Source organism: Streptomyces rubrogriseus (assembly GCF_027947575.1).
Taxonomy (GTDB): domain Bacteria; phylum Actinomycetota; class Actinomycetes; order Streptomycetales; family Streptomycetaceae; genus Streptomyces; species Streptomyces rubrogriseus.
Genome location: NZ_CP116256.1, coordinates 1,270,983 through 1,287,086, shown reverse-complemented (window position 1 = coordinate 1,287,086; position 16,104 = coordinate 1,270,983). Strand labels below are relative to the sequence as shown.

Below are 16,104 nucleotides of genomic sequence, written 5' to 3'. Positions count from 1 at the left end.
CTGCGGGGGTCCTACTGCTGCGGGTGGTGGGGCGGGACCGGGGGGAGGTCGCCCGTCGTCTCGTAGGCCGTGAGCATGTCGATGCGGCGGATGTGGCGTTCGTCGCCGGAGAACGGGGTGCCGAGGAAGGTCTCGACGAACTTCGTCGCCTCCTCCTGCGTGTGCATGCGGGCGCCGACCGCGACGACGTTGGCGTTGTTGTGCTGGCGGCCCAGCGACGCCGTCTCCTCGCTCCAGGCCAGCGCCGCGCGCACGCCCTTCACCTTGTTCGCCGCGATCTGCTCGCCGTTGCCGGAACCGCCGATCACGATGCCGAGGGCGCCCTGGTCCGCGGCCGTGCGCTCGGCGGCGCGCAGGCAGAAGGGCGGGTAGTCGTCCTGGGCGTCGTAGATGTGCGGACCGCAGTCGACGGGCTCGTGACCCGCCGCCGCGAGCCACTCGACGAGGTGGTTCTTGAGTTCGAAGCCCGCATGGTCCGAGCCGAGATACACGCGCATGCGTCGAGTGTGACACGCGCGCCAAGCGGTGGACGCTTCGGGTCGCGCCTGGGAAAACGACTTGTGAAGCTTTAAAAGCTCAGGGAAAGCTCAAGTAACGATCCGGATTCAAAGGTTCCTGAATTCGTTCGCCTCCGTTTCACTGGTCCGGCTCGTACACCGCTCGTACGGGAAAGTGCTCGACCGGCGCAAAGGAAACCCTCCCCCCATGACTTCGCAGCCGACCTTGACCAAGCCCGAGGAAGGGCCCGCGGGCCCCTCCGGACCCGGCTCCGGCCTTCAGGCCGGACTCAAGAACCGCCACCTTTCGATGATCGCCATCGGCGGCGTCATCGGAGCCGGGCTGTTCGTGGGTTCCAGTTCGGGAATCGCCACCGCGGGACCCGGCATCCTCCTCTCGTACGCCCTCGTCGGCACGCTCGTGGTGCTGGTGATGCGGATGCTCGGGGAGATGTCGGCCGCCAATCCGACCTCGGGCTCGTTCTCCGCACATGCCGACCGCGCGCTCGGCCCCTGGGCCGGGTTCTCCATCGGCTGGCTCTACTGGTTCTTCTGGGTCGTGGTGCTGGCCGTGGAGGCCACCGCCGGGGCCAAGATCCTGGAAGGGTGGATCCCCGCCGTGCCGCAGTGGGGCTGGGCGCTGATCGTGATGGTCGTGCTCACCGCCACCAACCTCGCCTCCGTCGGCTCCTACGGCGAGTTCGAGTTCTGGTTCGCCGGGATCAAGGTCGTCGCCATCGCCGCGTTCATCGTCGTCGGCGGGCTGGCCGTCTTCGGGGTGCTGCCCGGCGTGGACAGCGACCAGGCTGGACTCGGGAACCTCACCGAGCACGGCGGGTTCCTGCCGCACGGGGCCGGGGCCGTTCTCACCGGCGTACTGCTCGTCGTCTTCTCGTTCATGGGCAGCGAGATCCCCACGCTCGCCGCCGGTGAGTCCGAGGACCCGCAGCGGGCCGTCACCAAGGCGACCAACAGCATCATCTGGCGCATCGCCGTCTTCTACCTCGGGTCCATCTTCGTCGTGGTCGCGCTGCTGCCCTGGGACTCGCGGTCGATCGTCGACCAGGGCTCCTACGTCGCCGCGCTGGACTCGCTCGGGATCCCGAACGCCGGCGAGATCATGAACTTCATCGTGCTGACGTCCGTGCTGTCCTGTCTGAACTCCGGGCTCTACACCGCCTCGCGCATGGCCTTCTCGCTCGGTCAGCGCGGGGACGCGCCGAAGGCGTTCGCCCGGACCACCCGGCGCGGGGTGCCGCAGACGGCGATCCTGTCGTCCGTCGTCTTCGGCTTCGTCGCGGTCTTCTTCAACTACAAGTTCCCCGACACGGTCTTCCTCTTCCTGCTCAACTCCTCGGGCGCCGTGGCCCTCTTCGTCTGGCTGGCCATCTGCTTCTCGCAACTGCGCCTGCGGAAGATCATCCAGGCCGAGGCGCCGGAGAAGCTGATCGTGCGGATGTGGCTGTACCCGTACCTGACCTGGGCGGCCGCCGCGGTCATCGTCTTCGTGCTCGGCTACATGCTGACCGACACCGAGCACGACGGGCGCAGCACCGTGCTGCTGTCGCTGCTCGTCGCCGCGCTCGTCGTCGCCGTCGCCCTCGTCAAGCAGCGGATCACCGCGACGCGGAAGACCGACGCCGCGAAGGGCTGACCTTCGCGGGGAAACGGAAGAGGCTCGCCGGGGCGCTGTCGCGCTCCGGCGAGCCTCTTCGTATGGGCCCGCGCCGGTTACCGCTTGTCGACCAGCTTCCACGCGGTGGGCAGGACGCCCATCGCCAGCGCGGCCTTCAGCGCGTCGCCGATCAGGAACGGGGTGAGGCCGGCCGCGATCGCGGCGGTGAGGGACATGTCGGCGGCGAGGGCCAGGTACGGCACGCCGACGGCGTAGATGATCGCCTCGCCGAGCAGCATCGTGCCGGCCGTGCGCAGCACCGAGCGGTCGGCGCCGCGGCGGGCCAGGGCGCCCACGACCGTGGCGGCGAGCAGCATGCCGAAGACGTAGCCGAGGGAGGGGGCGGCGGTGCCGGAGCCGCCCTCGGCGAACCACGGCACGCCCGCCATGCCGACCAGGGCGTAGAGCGCGAGGGAGAGCAGGCCGCGGCGGGCGCCGAGCGAGGTGCCGACGAGCAGTGCCGCGAAGGTCTGGCCGGTCACCGGCACCGGGGAACCGGGCACGGGCACCGCGATCTGGGCCGCGATGCCGGTGAGCACGGCACCGCCCGCCACGAGCGCGACGTCCCGGACTCGGGATGAGGGGATGAGGTCGGCGAGGACCTGCCCGGATCGGGCGGGGACGGCAGCGGTGCTCATGGGGACTCCGCGGTGGGGTGGTGTGGACATGTCGGACACCGCGACGCTATCCCAGCGGGCGGGACCGATCACCAGGGGCGCACGACAAAGGCCCGCTCGTGGACTTGGTGGGCTCCCGACAAAGACCGCGGGATACACACGGACTCGGGTGAGACCGGTCACCGAGGGGGTGAGGCGGGCGTCACCCGGGTACGCCGGCATGCGGAACGCCGTATTCGGATGATCGCGTTCCGTATCCGGTCCGTCCGCATCGTGGGCCGCCGCTGTCGCCGGGCGGCGCGAGACCGGAAACTGTGGGCGCTTTTGCCCTGCCCAGCCCCCACTTCCCCGCACCCGACCTCCCCGCACCCCACTTCCCCCCGTCCCCCCACGCATTGGACGAGCCGCTCCATGTCCAACAGCACCACCGCCAAGGCGCCCCGGCAGCCGGCGGACGCCGCCCTCTCCCACGGCCTCAAGCAGCGCCACCTGTCGATGATCGCCCTCGGCGGGGTGATCGGGGCCGGGCTGTTCGTCGGCTCCGGCGCCGGTATCGCCGCCGCGGGGCCCTCGATCGTCGTCGCCTACACCGTCTCCGGCCTCCTCGTGATGCTGGTGATGCGGATGCTGGGCGAGATGTCCGCCGCGTATCCCTCCTCAGGCTCCTTCTCCGCGCACGCCGAGCGGGCGATCGGCCCGTGGGCCGGATTCACCGCGGGCTGGGCGTTCTGGGTGCTGCTGTGCACGGCCGTCGGGCTCGAGGGCATCGGCGCGGCGCAGATCGTGCACGGCTGGCTGCCGGGCACGCCCGAGTGGGCGTGGGTGGCGCTGTTCATGGTGGTGTTCTGCGGGACGAACCTGGCCGCCGTGAAGAACTTCGGCGAGTTCGAGTTCTGGTTCGCCGCGCTCAAGGTCGGCGCGATCTCGCTGTTCCTGGTGCTGGGCGTGCTGGCGATCTGCGGGATCCTGCCGGGCACCGACTCCCCCGGCACCTCCCACCTGGGCGACTTCCTGCCCCACGGCGGCAACGGCCTGATCATCGGCCTGCTCGCCTCGGTGTTCGCCTACGGCGGTCTGGAGACGGTGACCATCGCGGCGGCCGAGTCGGAGAACCCGGTCAGGGGCGTGGCGAGCGCCGTGCGGACGGCGATGTGGCGCATCGCGCTGTTCTACATCGGCTCGATGGCGGTCATCGTGACCCTGGTCCCGTGGGACTCCCCCGAGGTCGTCGAGAAGGGCCCGTACGTGGCGGCCCTCGACGAGCTGGGCATCCCGGGCGCGGGGCAGCTCATGAACATCGTGGTGCTGGTGGCGCTGCTGAGCGCGATGAACGCCAACATCTACGGGGCCTCACGCATCGGCTACTCGCTGGTCGAGCGGGGGCAGGGACCGAAGGTGCTGGGCCGGGTGTCGGGCGGGGTGCCGCGGGTCGCGGTGCTGGTCTCCTCCCTCTTCGGCTTCGGCTGCGTGCTGCTCAGCTACTGGCGGCCGGACGACGTCTTCTCCTGGCTGCTGAACATGATCGGCGCGGTCATCCTGGTCGTCTGGATCTTCATCGCCGCCTCGCAGCTGCGGCTGCGCCGCCACCTGGAGCGGGAGGCGCCCGAGAAGCTGGTCGTGCGCATGTGGGCCTTCCCGTGGCTGACCTGGGTGGCGCTGGCGGGCATGGCCGCGGTGTTCGTCCTGATGGCCCGCGAGCCGGACACCCGGGTGCAGCTGTACTCGACGGGCGGGATGACGCTGGTCCTGGCGGCCGTCGGCTACGCCCGGCAGCGGCGGGATACGGCCCGCGGCTAGGTGCATTGATCACGAGGGCCCCCCGCACGAAGGCGTGCGGGGGGCCCGTTCGTGTGCGCCGGGTCCGCCCCGCCACCCCTCCCGAGCCTCTTGCTGCTAGCGTGCACTTGCAAGCTTTTTGCAATAAGAGGTCGGAGGGGATCCGCCATGTCCGTCTACACGCTTCCTGAACTGCCGTACGACTACTCCGCGCTGGCTCCCGTGATCAGTCCCGAGATCATCGAGCTGCACCACGACAAGCACCACGCCGCGTACGTCAAGGGCGCCAACGACACGCTGGAGCAGCTCGCCGAGGCGCGGGACAAGGAGACGTGGGGCTCGATCAACGGCCTGGAGAAGAACCTGGCCTTCCACCTCTCCGGCCACATCCTGCACTCGATCTACTGGCACAACATGACCGGTGACGGCGGCGGCGAGCCCCTGGACAAGGACGGCGTGGGCGAGCTGGCCGACGCGATCGCCGAGTCCTTCGGCTCCTTCGCCGGATTCCGGGCGCAGCTCACCAAGGCCGCCGCGACCACCCAGGGCTCGGGCTGGGGCGTGCTGGCCTACGAGCCGCTGAGCGGCCGGCTGATCGTCGAGCAGATCTACGACCACCAGGGCAACGTCGGCCAGGGCTCCACCCCGATCCTGGTCTTCGACGCCTGGGAGCACGCCTTCTACCTGCAGTACAAGAACCAGAAGGTCGACTTCATCGACGCCATGTGGGCCGTCGTCAACTGGCAGGACGTGGCCAGGCGCTACGAGGCCGCCAAGTCCCGCAGCAACACGCTGCTGCTGGCCCCCTGAGCCCCTTGAGTCGTCCTGCCTCGTGATCGTCTTCTCAACCTTCACCGGGCGGGCGGAATGAGGAAAGCCCCCGCGAGGACGTGACTCGCGGGGGCCTTCTGTCATGCCTGCCGGTGCCCTCCGGCTCGCCGGAAGGCACCCTCCGTCTCGCCGGACGGCGCTCCCCGTCTCGCCCGTCGGTCGCCGTCTGGGCAGGGCGGTGGCGTTTTGCTAGCTTCGAGCACATGGTTGCCCAGGCCCGGAACTTCACGTCGCGTCGCTATGTCGACCTGCGACGCCAGGGCACCGCCACCTGTCGCCGTCCTCGCGTGAGCTGACGGGGCACCACCACACGGGTGCCCCCGGCGAACGAGTCAGCAGATCCGTGAGGCGGGCGGGATGGACCCGGCGCGCCTCCGTCCGTTCAGACGGCGCAGTGTCGGACCCGTTCCGGAGGAGACCCACCCCATGCCCCGTACCGCGGCAACCCTGATCGCTTCCCCCGTACCGCGCGGCGCCGACCGCGACCGGCGGCGGGCCACCGCCGGTGTGGTGCTGCGCTCCGTGCTCGAGCACGGGCCCGTGGCGCGCAGCACCATCGCCCGGCTGACCGGGCTGTCCCCGGCGTCCGTGACGGACTACTGCGCCCGCTTCACCCGGCTCGGGCTGGTCCGCGAGGCCGAGCCGCCCCGGCGGTCGAAGGGGGTGGGCCGTCCGCACGTGCCCCTGGACCTCGACGACTCGCGGTTCGTCGTCGGCGGAATGCACGTGGCCGTCCCCCACACCACGGTCGCGCTGCTCGACCTGCGCGGCCGGGTGCTGCGGCAGCGGGAGCTGAAGCACGAGCGCACCGCTCCGCGGTGGGTGCTGCCCCGCGCGGCCGAGGCACTGGCGGCGATGCTGGCCGAGGTCCGCGACGCCCGACCGCTCGGGGTGGGGTTCGCGGCCGGCGGCTGGGTCGACCGGGACTGCGGCGTGATCGTCGAGCACGAGCTGCTGGGCTGGCGGGACGTACCGGTGCGGGAGGTGCTCGGCGCGCACACCGGGCTGCCCGTCCACGTCGACGGGCACGCCCGGGCGCTGGTCAACGGTGAGCGGCTGTTCGGGCGGGCGCGGGGCGGCGGGAGCGTGCTGCACCTGTTCGTCGGCAACGTGGTCGACGCGGCCTTCGCCACGCACGACGAGGTGCACCACGGTCCGCGTTCGCAGGCGGGCTCCATCGCACATCTGCCGGTGCCGGGCGGCAGCGAGCCGTGCGCGTGCGGGCGTACCGGCTGCCTCCAGGCGGAGTTGAGCGAGCGGACCCTGTGCCGCCGGGCCCGCGCGGCCGGGATCACCGACGGGGCCGATCCGCGGCACGTGCTGGCCGCGGCGAACGCCGGTGACCCGCTGGCCGCCGCGCTGCTGCTGGAGCGGTCGCGGGCCACCGGGCGGGCGGCGGGGCTGCTGGCGGACGTCCTCAACCCGGAGACGGTGGTGGTGACCGAGATCGGCGCCACGCACCGCACGGACTGCCTGGCGGCGCTGCGCGAGGAGGTCGGCACGGAACGCGCGGCGACCGTCTTCCCGACGAGTTTTCCCGAATCCGTGCCGGCCGTCGCGGGTGGCTCGGTCGTCCTGGACGTGCTGTACCGGGATCCGCTGGGCGCCTCACCTGAGGCTAATTAATTCAGCGCCTCGGAATGTTGACACGGATCACCGCTGACCGGAAGCATTCACCCCATGAGCTGTCGCACCCTCTGTTGCTGACGCCCCGGCGCGCCCGGAGCGCGTATCCCGCTGCGTGAATTCCCTTTTCCGACACCGGAATTCCGCATGCCTCACTGCCCGGCACCACCTTGCTGTGCCGTCCCGTCTTGCCGGCTGCCGCCGTTTCCCGTCCGTATGAGATCAGGGAGTTCTCCCATGCCCTCTCCGCCTGCCACAGGCATTGACCGCCGTCTCTTCCTCACCTCGCTGATCGGTGCTTCGGCAGCCGTCGCCGGGCTCGGCGGCTGCGCCGGCGGCAGTGCCGCCGCCGAGACGGAGGGCGCCTCCACCGCTCCGCTCTCCGACACGGTGCCCGAGGGCACCAGCCTGAAGATCTCCTCTTATCAGAACACTCAGCAAATCCAGTTCGAACTGGCCCGGCTGACGGTTCCGTTCAAGGTGTCGGACTGGCTGAACATCGGTGCGGGGCCGGACGTCATCAACGCTTTCCGGGCGGACTCCCTGGACCTCGCCAACAATGCGGGTATTCCGCCGATCCAGGCCTACTACCAGGGTTTCAAGGCGAGGATCGTCGCCGTCAACCTCACCCGTAAACCGAACTACCTGTTCGCGACGAAGCCCGGCAGCGACATTCGCACCCCGGCCGACTTCGAGGGCAGGAAGCTGGCCTTCTCGCAGGGGCAGGCGCAGGGCGTCGTGCTGCTGCGGGCGCTCAAGAAGGCGGGACTCGACTACGACCAGGTCGAACTGGTGCCGCTGACCAGCAACCAGTTCCTGACCGCGCTCCAGTCCGGTCAGGTGGACGTCGCCCCGCTCGCCAACAGCCAGGCGCCCGCCTATCTGAACCAGTACGGGTCCAAGGGCGCGCACACCATCGAGACCGACGTGGTCGACCTGCTCAGCCTGCTGTGGGCGCCGCAGTCCGTACTGAACGATCCCGCCAAGGCCGCCGCCGTCGCCGCCTACATCCCGCAGTGGGTCAAGGGCCTCGTCTGGACGTGGGAGCACCCGGACCAGTGGAACAGGGAGTACTACGTCAAGACGCAGAACCTGACCCTCGCCCAGGCGGAGGCCGTCACCGAACTGGCCAACAAGCCGCTGTTCCCGCCGAGCTGGGACGAGGCGATCAGGTGGGAGCAGGAGACGGCGGACCTGCTGGCGGAGGGCGGCTTCGTGAAGGAGTTCGACGTGACACAGCTCTTCGACCGCCGCTTCGAGGCCATCGCGGCGCGGGCCGCGACGGCGGAGTACCGGAGGTGAGCGCCGTGACCACCACCCTCGCGACCGCCGAGAGCGCGGTCACCGTCGCCGAGGACACCCACCAGGTGCGCAGGCGCCGCCGCCTCTCGCCCGGGAAGCGGTGGCCGGCCGCCCGGCTCGCCGGTCCGCTGCTGGTGGTCGTCCTGTGGACGGCCGCCTCGGCCGCCGGGGCGCTGGATCCCGGCGCGATCCCGGCGCCCTGGACGGTGGCGGAGACGGCCGGCCGGCTGTGGTCGGACGGGACGCTCGCGACCGACGTCGTCACCTCGCTGCGCCGGGCGGCGACCGGGTTCTCGATCGGGCTGGGCGCCGGGGTGCTGCTGGCGCTGGCCGCCGGGCTCAGCCGGGTGGGCGACGCCCTGATCGACGGGACGGTGCAGCTCAACCGGGCCGTCCCGACGCTGGGCCTGATCCCGCTGTTCATCCTGTGGCTGGGCATCGGGGAGACCTTCAAGATCGCCATCATCGCGATCGTCGTGTACATCCCGATGTACCTGAACACGCACGCCGCGCTGTCCGGCATCGACAGCCGCTACGTCGAACTGGCCGAGGTGCAGGGGCTGTCCCGGCTGCGGTTCATCCGCCGGGTGGTCATCCCCGGCTCGCTGCCCGGCTTCTTCGTGGGGCTCCGGCTCGGTGTCACCGGTTCCTGGCTGGGCCTGGTGGTGCTGGAGCAGATCAATGCCACCAGCGGCCTCGGCTACATGATGTTCCAGGCCCAGAACTACGGCCAGACGGACGTGATCCTCGTCGGCCTGCTGATCTACGGCGTCTTCGGCCTGGTCTCCGACAGCGTGGTCCGTCTGATCGAGCGGAGGGTGCTGTCGTGGCGACGCACACTGAGCAGCTGACCCGTCCGGCCGTCCGGCTACACGGTCTGACCAGGTCGTTCAAGGGCCGTACGGTGCTCGACGGCATCGACCTCGAACTGCCCGCGGGCCAGTTCACGGCGCTGCTGGGGCACAGCGGCTCCGGCAAGAGCACGCTGCTGCGGGCCGTGGCCGGACTGGACCACGGCGTCGAGGGCGACGGCCGGCTGTCGGCACCGGAGCGGGTGTCGGTGGTGTTCCAGGACTCCCGGCTGCTGCCCTGGTCCCGGGTGCTGGACAACGTGCTGCTCGGCGCGGAGGGCAAGGAGGCCGCCGGGCGCGGCCGGGCCGCCCTGGCCGAGGTCGGTCTCGCGGGGCGCGAACGGGCCTGGCCCGGGGAGCTGTCCGGCGGCGAGGCCCAGCGGGCGGCGCTGGCCCGGGCCCTGGTGCGGGAGCCGCAACTGCTGCTCGCCGACGAGCCGTTCGGCGCGCTGGACGCCCTGACCCGGATCAGGATGCACGGCCTGCTGCGGGAGCTGTGGAAGCGCCACCGGCCCACGGTGCTGCTGGTCACCCACGACGTCGACGAGGCGATCGTGCTCGCCGACCGGGTGCTGGTGCTGGAGAACGGCCGTATCGGCCTCGACCTGACCATCGACCGCCCCCATCCGCGCTCCTACCGGGAGCCGAAGCTGGGCGAGTACCGGGAGCGGCTGCTGGCCGCCCTCGGTGTGACGGAGGACCACTGATGACCCGCCGACTGCATCTGAACGCGTTCCTGATGAACACCGGTCACCACGAGGCGTCCTGGCGGCTGCCGGAGAGCGACCCGTACGCGCACGTGAGTCTCGCGCACTACGTGAAGCTGGCCCGGACCGCCGAACGGGGCACGTTCGACTCGCTGTTCCTCGCCGACGGCCCGCAGCTGTGGAGCGACCTCGCGCAGCGGCCGGCCGGCGCGCTGGAACCGCTCACCCTCCTGACGGCGCTGGCCACCGCGACCGAGCACATCGGGCTGATCGCGACCGCGTCCACGTCCTACAACTCGCCCTACAACCTGGCCCGCAGGTTCGCCTCGCTGGACATCGTCAGCGGCGGCCGGGCCGGCTGGAACATCGTCACCACCGCGGGGGCCGAGGCGGCCCGCAACTTCGGCCTGGACGCCGAGCCCGCGCACGCCGAACGCTACGCCCGTGCCGCCGAGTTCCTGGACGTGGCACTGAAGCTGTGGGACAGCTGGGAGGACGACGCGGTCCTCGCCGACAAGGCGGCCGGCGTGTGGGGCGACGACGCCCGCGTCCATCCGCCGCGCCACAAGGGGACGTACTTCAGCGTCGAGGGCGCGCTCAACGTGCCCCGCACCCCGCAGGGCTACCCGCTGCTGGTGCAGGCCGGGTCCTCGACGGACGGCAAGGCCTTCGCGGCCCGGTACGCGGAGGCGGTCTTCACCGCGCAGCAGACGCTCGGGGACGCGCAGGCCTTCTACGCCGACGTCAAGTCCCGCACCCGGCTCGCGGGGCGCGACCCCGGGCACCTCAAGGTGCTGCCGGGCATCGTCCCGGTGCTCGGTTCCACCGAGGCGGAGGCGCGCGCCGCGGAGCGGATCCTGGACGACCACATCGTGCCCGCGCACGGCGTGCGGCGCCTGGAGGACCTGCTGCGGCTGGAGCCCGGCACCCTGGACCTGGACGGTCCGCTCCCGGACGACCTGCCGCCGGAGAGCGCCATCGAGGGCGCCAAGAGCCGCTACACGCTGATCGTGGAGCTGGCCCGGCGCGAGCGCCTGACCGTGCGGCGGCTGATCGGGCGGCTGGGCGGCGGGCGCGGCCACCTGACCTTCACCGGGACACCGGAGCAGGTGGCCGACCGGATCGAGTCGTGGTTCACGCAGGGCGCGGCCGACGGCTTCAACATCATGCCGCCGGTACTGCCCTCGGGCCTGGAGACCTTCGTGGACCACGTCGTCCCGGTCCTGCGCGAGCGCGGACTGCTGCGCACCGCGTACGGGCCCCGGCAGACCCTGCGCGAGCGCTACGGACTGCCCCGGCCCCGCAACCAGTACGTCACCGAGGCCACCGACCCGGCCGCGGCCGGGGCACCGGCACCGGCCGCACTCACCCGCATCTGAGAGAGGAACCCGGCATGAGCGATCTGCGGATCACCAAGATCACGTCCCGTATCGGCGCGAAGGTGTCCGGCGTCGACGTCTCCCGGCCGCTGGACGGGGCCACCGTCACCGCGCTGGGGGCCGCCCTCGCCGAGCACAAGGCGCTGGTCTTCGACGACGTGAACCTCGACGACGAGGGCCAGCAGGCCTTCGTGCGCGCCTTCGGGGACCTCACCACCGCCCACCCGACCGTCGACGCGGTGAACGGCGCCCCGAACGTGCTGCCGGTCGACAGCGAGCGGGGCCGCGCCAACCACTGGCACACCGACGTCACCTTCGTCCTCAACCCGCCGCAGGCCACCTCGCTGCGCAGCCTGACGGTCCCGCCGTACGGCGGCGAGACGCTGATCGCGTCCTCGGCGGGCGCCTACCGCGACCTGCCCGAGCCGCTGCGTCGGCTGGCCGACGGCCTGTGGGCGGAGCACACCAACGACTACGACTACGCGGTGGCGGACGAGGACATCGACGCCGAGAAGGCCGCGCACCGGTCCCGGTTCACCTCGATCAAGTACCGCACGGCCCACCCGGTGGTGCGGGTCCACCCGCTGACCGGCGAGCGCGGACTGTTCATCGGCGGGTTCGCGCAGCGGATCGTGGGCCTGTCGGTGGGCGAGTCGCGCAAGCTGCTCGAACTGCTCCAGTCCTACGTCACCCGCCCGGAGAACGTGCTGCGCCACCGCTGGTCGGAGAACCAGCTGGTGCTGTTCGACAACCGCATCACCCAGCACTACGCCGTCGACAACTACGACGACCGGCCGCGCCGCCTGCACCGGGTGACGCTGGCCGGTCCCGTGCCGGTGGGCATCGAGGGCAAGGAGAGCTACTCGATCGAGGGGAACGCCTCGCACTACACCCCGGTCGCCGCGTAACGGCGGGCCGGACACGGCCCCTGCGAGCACAGGGGGCAGGGCAGGGGTGGGGCGCCTCCTGCGGGGGAAATGACTCACCGTTCCCCCGAGGAGGCGCTCATGGCGTACGTACGGTGTCCCAACTGCGGCGACACGATGCACGAGTTCCGCGACCTGGAGGGGGACGAGGAGAAGACGGCGGCCCGGCTGGCCCTCGGGGAGCTGCTGGCGCCCGGGGAGGTCTTCGTCGCCAAGGCCTATCACCGCTGCACGTACAACGGCTGCCGCCGGATCCAGCGCAAGGACCGGTGGCGCGTCGGCGCGACGCTGCCCGAGGAGGACTGACCGCCCCCTCCCTTTCCCCGCGTCCCCCTGGGAGGGGGCGCGGGGACACGCGTGCCCTGCTCAGAGGTTGCTGAAGTCCGGGCCCTTGGTGCGGGTGCGCTTGATCTCGTAGAAGCCCGGTACGGAGGCCACGGCGAGGGTGCCGTCCCAGAGCTTGGCGGCGTCCTCGCCCTTGGGGGCGGGGGTGACGACCGGGCCGAAGAAGGCGAGCTGCCCGCCGTCGGCGCCGGGCACGGCGATGACCGGGGTGCCGACCTCCTGGCCGACCTTGTCGATGCCCTCCTTGTGGGAGGCGCGCAGCTGCGGCTCGTAGGGGGTGTCGTCCCAGTGGTCCATGAGGGACTCGGGCAGGCCGACGTCCTTCAGGGCCGCGGCGACCGTCTCCCTGCCCGAGCCCTCGTCCTGGTTGTGGATGCGGGTGCCCAGCGCCGTGTAGAGGTCGCCGAGCACGTCGGCGCCGTGCTCCTCCTGGGCGGCGATGACGACCCGTACCGGGCCCCAGGCCTTGGTCTCCAGCAGCTCGCGGTACTCGGCGGGCAGGTCGTCGAGCTTGTCCTCGTTGAGGACGGCCAGGCTCATCAGGTGCCAGCGGACCTCGATGTCCCTGACCTTCTCCACCTCCAGGATCCAGCGGGAGGTCATCCAGGCCCAGGGGCACAGGGGGTCGAACCAGAAGTCGACGGGCGTCTTCTCCGACATGTCTCTCCTCATGAGGCGGCGCGAACGAGTACTCAACCCCGCAACCGAACGACCGGCCCGCCCATTCCCGGCTGCCGCGCGTCAGGGGCGCATGGCAGGATCGGTGCTGTCCGCATACTGAACACCATCCGAGGGAGTGCCGCCCGTGCCCGGTGAGAATCTGTCCCGCGACGAGGCCCGGGAGCGGGCCGCCCTGCTGTCCGTCGACGGGTACGAGGTGTCCCTCGACGTGCGCTCCGCCGTCGGTGACGCGCAGGGCGAGGGGCCGCGCACGTTCCGGTCCGTCACCACGCTCCGCTTCCGCTGCAACGAGCCCGGCGCGAGCAGCTTCGCCGACCTGGTCGCACCGAGCGTCACCGCCGTGTCCCTCAACGGCCGCGACCTCGACCCGAGCGAGGTCTTCGACGGCTCCCGGATCGCCCTGGAGGACCTGGCCGCCGACAACGAGCTGGTGGTCGACGCCCAGTGCGCGTACTCCCGTACCGGCGAGGGACTGCACCGCTTCGTCGACCCGGAGGACGGCGAGGTGTACCTGTACACCCAGTACGAGCCGGCCGACTCGCGCCGGGTCTTCGCCAACTTCGAGCAGCCGGACCTCAAGGCGCCCTTCCGTTTCGAGGTGCGGGCGCCGGAGGAGTGGACGGTGTGGTCCAACGGCGCCGGTGAGCGCGCCGACGGGGTGTGGCGGTTCGCGGAGACCAAGCCGATCTCGACGTACATCACGTGTGTGGTGGCCGGTCCGTACCACTACGTGACGGACTCCTACGAGCGGACCTTCGAGGACGGCACCCGGCTGGAGATCCCGCTCGGCGCCCTGTGCCGCAAGGGGCTCGCCCCGCACTTCGACGCCGACGACGTCTTCCTGATCACCAAGCAGGGCTTCGACTTCTTCCACGACCACTTCGACTACCCGTACCCCTTCGGGAAGTACGACCAGGCGTTCGTGCCCGAGTACAACCTGGGCGCGATGGAGAACCCGGGGATGGTGACCTTCCGGGAGGAGTACATCTTCCGCGGGAAGGTGACGCGGGCGTCGTACGAGGGCCGCGCCAACACGATCCTGCACGAGATGGCGCACATGTGGTTCGGCGACCTGGTCACCATGGAGTGGTGGGACGACCTGTGGCTGAAGGAGTCCTTCGCCGACTTCATGGGCGCCTTCGCGAACGTCGGCGCGACCCGCTTCAAGGACGCCTGGATCACCTTCGCCAACCGCCGCAAGGCCTGGGCCTACCGCGCCGACCAGCTCCCCTCCACGCACCCGATCACGGCCGACATCCGCGACCTGGAGGACGCCAAGCTCAACTTCGACGGCATCACCTACGCCAAGGGCGCCTCCGCGCTCAAGCAGCTGGTGGCGTACGTCGGGCAGGACGCGTTCCTGGAGGGCGCGCGGCGCTACTTCAAGCGGCACGCGTACGGCAACACGCGCCTGGGCGATCTGCTGTCGGTCCTGGAGGAGACCAGCGGCCGGGACATGGCGGCCTGGTCCCGCTCCTGGCTCCAGACGGCCGGCGTCAACTCGCTGACCCCGCAGGTGCTGCTGGGCGAGGCGGGCACGGTCGACGAGCTGGCGGTCGTGCAGGAGGCCGCCGAGTCGCACCCCGAACTGCGCCCGCACCGCGTCGCGGTGGGCCTGTACCGGCGTACGGCCGAGGGCACGCTGGAGCGCTACGCGCGCGCCGAGGTGGACGTCGAGGGGCCGCGCACGGTGGTGGCGGAGCTGGCCGGTGCCGAGGCGCCCGAACTGGTCCTGGTCAACGACGACGACCTCACGTACTGCAAGACGCGGTTCGACGCGACCTCGCTGGAGACGCTGCGCGAGCACCTGGGGTCCCTGACCGACCCGCTGGCCCGTGCCCTGTGCTGGTCGGCGCTGTGGAACATGACGCGGGACGCGCTGCTGCCGGCCCGGGACTTCGCGGCGCTGGTGCTGCGGTTCGCCGGACGCGAGTCCGACATCGGCGTCCTGCAGATGCTGCACGCCTGGACGAACTCGGCGCTGGTGCACTACGCGGCCCCCGACTGGCGGGAGACCGGCGGCCGGCTGCTCGGCGAGGGTGCGCTGCGCGAGCTGCGGGACGCGGCGCCGGGCAGTGAGCAGCAGCTGGCGTGGGCGCGGTTCTTCGCGTCGGTGGCGTCCGGCGAGGCGGAGCTGGAGCTGCTGCGCGGGCTGCTGGAGGGCACCGAGAAGATCGAGGGCCTGGACGTGGACCAGGAGCTGCGCTGGGCCTTCCTCGCGCCGCTGGCGGCCCACGGCGCCGCCGAGGAGGGCGTCCTGGCCGCCGAGCTGGCCCGCGACGACACGGCCTCCGGCAAGCGTCACCAGGTGCGCTGTCTGGCGGCCCGCCCCTCGGCGGCGGTGAAGGCGCAGGCCTGGGCGCAGGTCGTGGAGTCGGACGCGCTGTCGAACGCGCTGGTGGAGGCGACCATCGCCGGGTTCGCGCAGCCCTCGCAGCGGGACCTGCTCGCGCCGTACACCGAGAAGTACTTCGCGGCGATCGAGCGGGTGTGGGCCGAGCGGTCCATCCAGATCGGGATGGACGTGGTCCGGGGCCTGTTCCCGTCGCTGCGGGACTCCCAGGACACCCTGGACGCGACCGACGCGTGGCTGTCGGCGCACCAGGACGCGGCCCCGGCGCTGCGCCGGCTGGTGCTGGAGGCGCGGGACGACCTGGCGCGGGCGCTGCGGGCGCAGGCTTGTGACGGGGGTGCGTGAGGGTTCTGCTTTGGCCAACGATTGAGCGTTCCGTCGTCGTTACGGAATTCAGGCAATAGCAGCCGTAACCCCTGGGCCGCACTGTGGTGGACCAGGGGTTTTCGGCATCCGAACAGGAGTCCTTTAGGGCGGGCTTGTCCCGGTTCGGCGATGGGCGTGTAACAGCGGTTAAGGGGCCGATCGGGCGCGGGAA

14 protein-coding genes are annotated in these 16,104 nt (G+C 71.2%); 11 read left to right on the top strand and 3 right to left on the bottom strand.

Translation table 11 applies throughout. The features are described 5' to 3' along the window. Window positions 1–11: 11 nt before the first annotated feature. Window positions 12–497 carry a ribose-5-phosphate isomerase gene (locus Sru02f_RS05635; RefSeq protein WP_109032921.1) on the bottom strand — a complete coding sequence of 162 codons (486 nt, stop codon included), beginning with the start codon at window positions 495–497 and terminating at the stop codon, window positions 12–14. Window positions 498–705: 208 nt separating this feature from the next. On the opposite strand from Sru02f_RS05635, the gene Sru02f_RS05630 reads away from it, so the two are divergent. Continuing rightward, window positions 706–2,151 carry an amino acid permease gene (locus Sru02f_RS05630; protein ID WP_109032920.1) on the top strand — a complete coding sequence of 482 codons (1,446 nt, stop codon included), beginning with the start codon at window positions 706–708 and terminating at the stop codon, window positions 2,149–2,151. A gap of 77 nt (window positions 2,152–2,228) precedes the next feature. Here Sru02f_RS05630 and Sru02f_RS05625 read toward each other — a convergent pair whose 3' ends face one another. Beyond that, the gene (locus Sru02f_RS05625) at window positions 2,229–2,810 is read right to left on the bottom strand and encodes a biotin transporter BioY (protein ID WP_167469637.1); all 582 of its coding nucleotides are present in this window, start codon (window positions 2,808–2,810) and stop codon (window positions 2,229–2,231) included. Window positions 2,811–3,200: 390 nt separating this feature from the next. On the opposite strand from Sru02f_RS05625, the gene Sru02f_RS05620 reads away from it, so the two are divergent. From Sru02f_RS05620 to Sru02f_RS05580, 9 genes are all read left to right on the top strand, one after another. After that, entirely contained in the window at window positions 3,201–4,586 is a 1,386-nt protein-coding gene (locus Sru02f_RS05620; protein ID WP_109032919.1) for an amino acid permease, read from the top strand. Window positions 4,587–4,733: 147 nt separating this feature from the next. Next, window positions 4,734–5,375 carry a superoxide dismutase gene (locus Sru02f_RS05615; protein ID WP_109032918.1) on the top strand — a complete coding sequence of 214 codons (642 nt, stop codon included), beginning with the start codon at window positions 4,734–4,736 and terminating at the stop codon, window positions 5,373–5,375. Between the two features lie 447 nt (window positions 5,376–5,822). Then, a complete protein-coding gene (locus tag Sru02f_RS05610) occupies window positions 5,823–7,022 on the top strand; it encodes an ROK family protein (RefSeq protein ID WP_109032917.1) in 1,200 nt (399 codons plus the stop codon). Window positions 7,023–7,259: 237 nt separating this feature from the next. Continuing rightward, window positions 7,260–8,324: an ABC transporter substrate-binding protein gene (locus Sru02f_RS05605; protein ID WP_109032916.1), complete on the top strand. Its 1,065-nt coding sequence runs from the start codon at window positions 7,260–7,262 to the stop codon at window positions 8,322–8,324. Continuing rightward, window positions 8,321–9,175, top strand: coding sequence for an ABC transporter permease (locus tag Sru02f_RS05600; protein ID WP_109032915.1), 855 nt, complete (start codon window positions 8,321–8,323; stop codon window positions 9,173–9,175). The genes Sru02f_RS05605 and Sru02f_RS05600 overlap by 4 nt, the downstream gene beginning before the upstream one ends. Then, complete coding sequence (locus tag Sru02f_RS05595; RefSeq protein WP_109032914.1) at window positions 9,151–9,882, top strand: ABC transporter ATP-binding protein; 732 nt, start codon at window positions 9,151–9,153, stop codon at window positions 9,880–9,882. Before Sru02f_RS05600 ends, Sru02f_RS05595 begins: the two co-directional genes overlap by 25 nt. Next, window positions 9,882–11,261, top strand: a complete 1,380-nt coding sequence (locus Sru02f_RS05590) for an LLM class flavin-dependent oxidoreductase (RefSeq protein WP_109032913.1) — start codon at window positions 9,882–9,884, stop codon at window positions 11,259–11,261. Before Sru02f_RS05595 ends, Sru02f_RS05590 begins: the two co-directional genes overlap by 1 nt. A 14-nt stretch (window positions 11,262–11,275) precedes the next feature. After that, window positions 11,276–12,169, top strand: a complete 894-nt coding sequence (locus Sru02f_RS05585) for a TauD/TfdA dioxygenase family protein (protein WP_109032912.1) — start codon at window positions 11,276–11,278, stop codon at window positions 12,167–12,169. Window positions 12,170–12,268: 99 nt separating this feature from the next. Next, window positions 12,269–12,493, top strand: a complete 225-nt coding sequence (locus Sru02f_RS05580; RefSeq protein WP_109032911.1) for a hypothetical protein — start codon at window positions 12,269–12,271, stop codon at window positions 12,491–12,493. A 60-nt stretch (window positions 12,494–12,553) separates the two neighbouring features. Here Sru02f_RS05580 and Sru02f_RS05575 read toward each other — a convergent pair whose 3' ends face one another. Further along, window positions 12,554–13,192 carry a mycothiol-dependent nitroreductase Rv2466c family protein gene (locus tag Sru02f_RS05575; RefSeq protein WP_164278471.1) on the bottom strand — a complete coding sequence of 213 codons (639 nt, stop codon included), beginning with the start codon at window positions 13,190–13,192 and terminating at the stop codon, window positions 12,554–12,556. A gap of 145 nt (window positions 13,193–13,337) precedes the next feature. On the opposite strand from Sru02f_RS05575, the gene pepN reads away from it, so the two are divergent. After that, complete coding sequence (gene pepN / locus Sru02f_RS05570; RefSeq protein ID WP_167469636.1) at window positions 13,338–15,911, top strand: aminopeptidase N; 2,574 nt, start codon at window positions 13,338–13,340, stop codon at window positions 15,909–15,911. Window positions 15,912–16,104: the final 193 nt, after the last annotated feature.

Bases quoted from the DNA above. Each gene is read 5' to 3' on its own strand.
- Sru02f_RS05635 (WP_109032921.1), bottom strand. From the start codon at position 497: ATGCGCGTGTATCTCGGCTCGGACCATGCGGGCTTCGAACTCAAGAAC.
- Sru02f_RS05630 (WP_109032920.1), top strand. From the start codon at position 706: ATGACTTCGCAGCCGACCTTGACCAAGCCCGAGGAAGGGCCCGCGGGC.
- Sru02f_RS05625 (WP_167469637.1), bottom strand. From the start codon at position 2,810: ATGAGCACCGCTGCCGTCCCCGCCCGATCCGGGCAGGTCCTCGCCGAC.
- Sru02f_RS05620 (WP_109032919.1), top strand. From the start codon at position 3,201: ATGTCCAACAGCACCACCGCCAAGGCGCCCCGGCAGCCGGCGGACGCC.
- Sru02f_RS05615 (WP_109032918.1), top strand. From the start codon at position 4,734: ATGTCCGTCTACACGCTTCCTGAACTGCCGTACGACTACTCCGCGCTG.
- Sru02f_RS05610 (WP_109032917.1), top strand. From the start codon at position 5,823: ATGCCCCGTACCGCGGCAACCCTGATCGCTTCCCCCGTACCGCGCGGC.
- Sru02f_RS05605 (WP_109032916.1), top strand. From the start codon at position 7,260: ATGCCCTCTCCGCCTGCCACAGGCATTGACCGCCGTCTCTTCCTCACC.
- Sru02f_RS05590 (WP_109032913.1), top strand. From the start codon at position 9,882: ATGACCCGCCGACTGCATCTGAACGCGTTCCTGATGAACACCGGTCAC.
- Sru02f_RS05585 (WP_109032912.1), top strand. From the start codon at position 11,276: ATGAGCGATCTGCGGATCACCAAGATCACGTCCCGTATCGGCGCGAAG.
- Sru02f_RS05580 (WP_109032911.1), top strand. From the start codon at position 12,269: ATGGCGTACGTACGGTGTCCCAACTGCGGCGACACGATGCACGAGTTC.
- Sru02f_RS05575 (WP_164278471.1), bottom strand. From the start codon at position 13,192: ATGTCGGAGAAGACGCCCGTCGACTTCTGGTTCGACCCCCTGTGCCCC.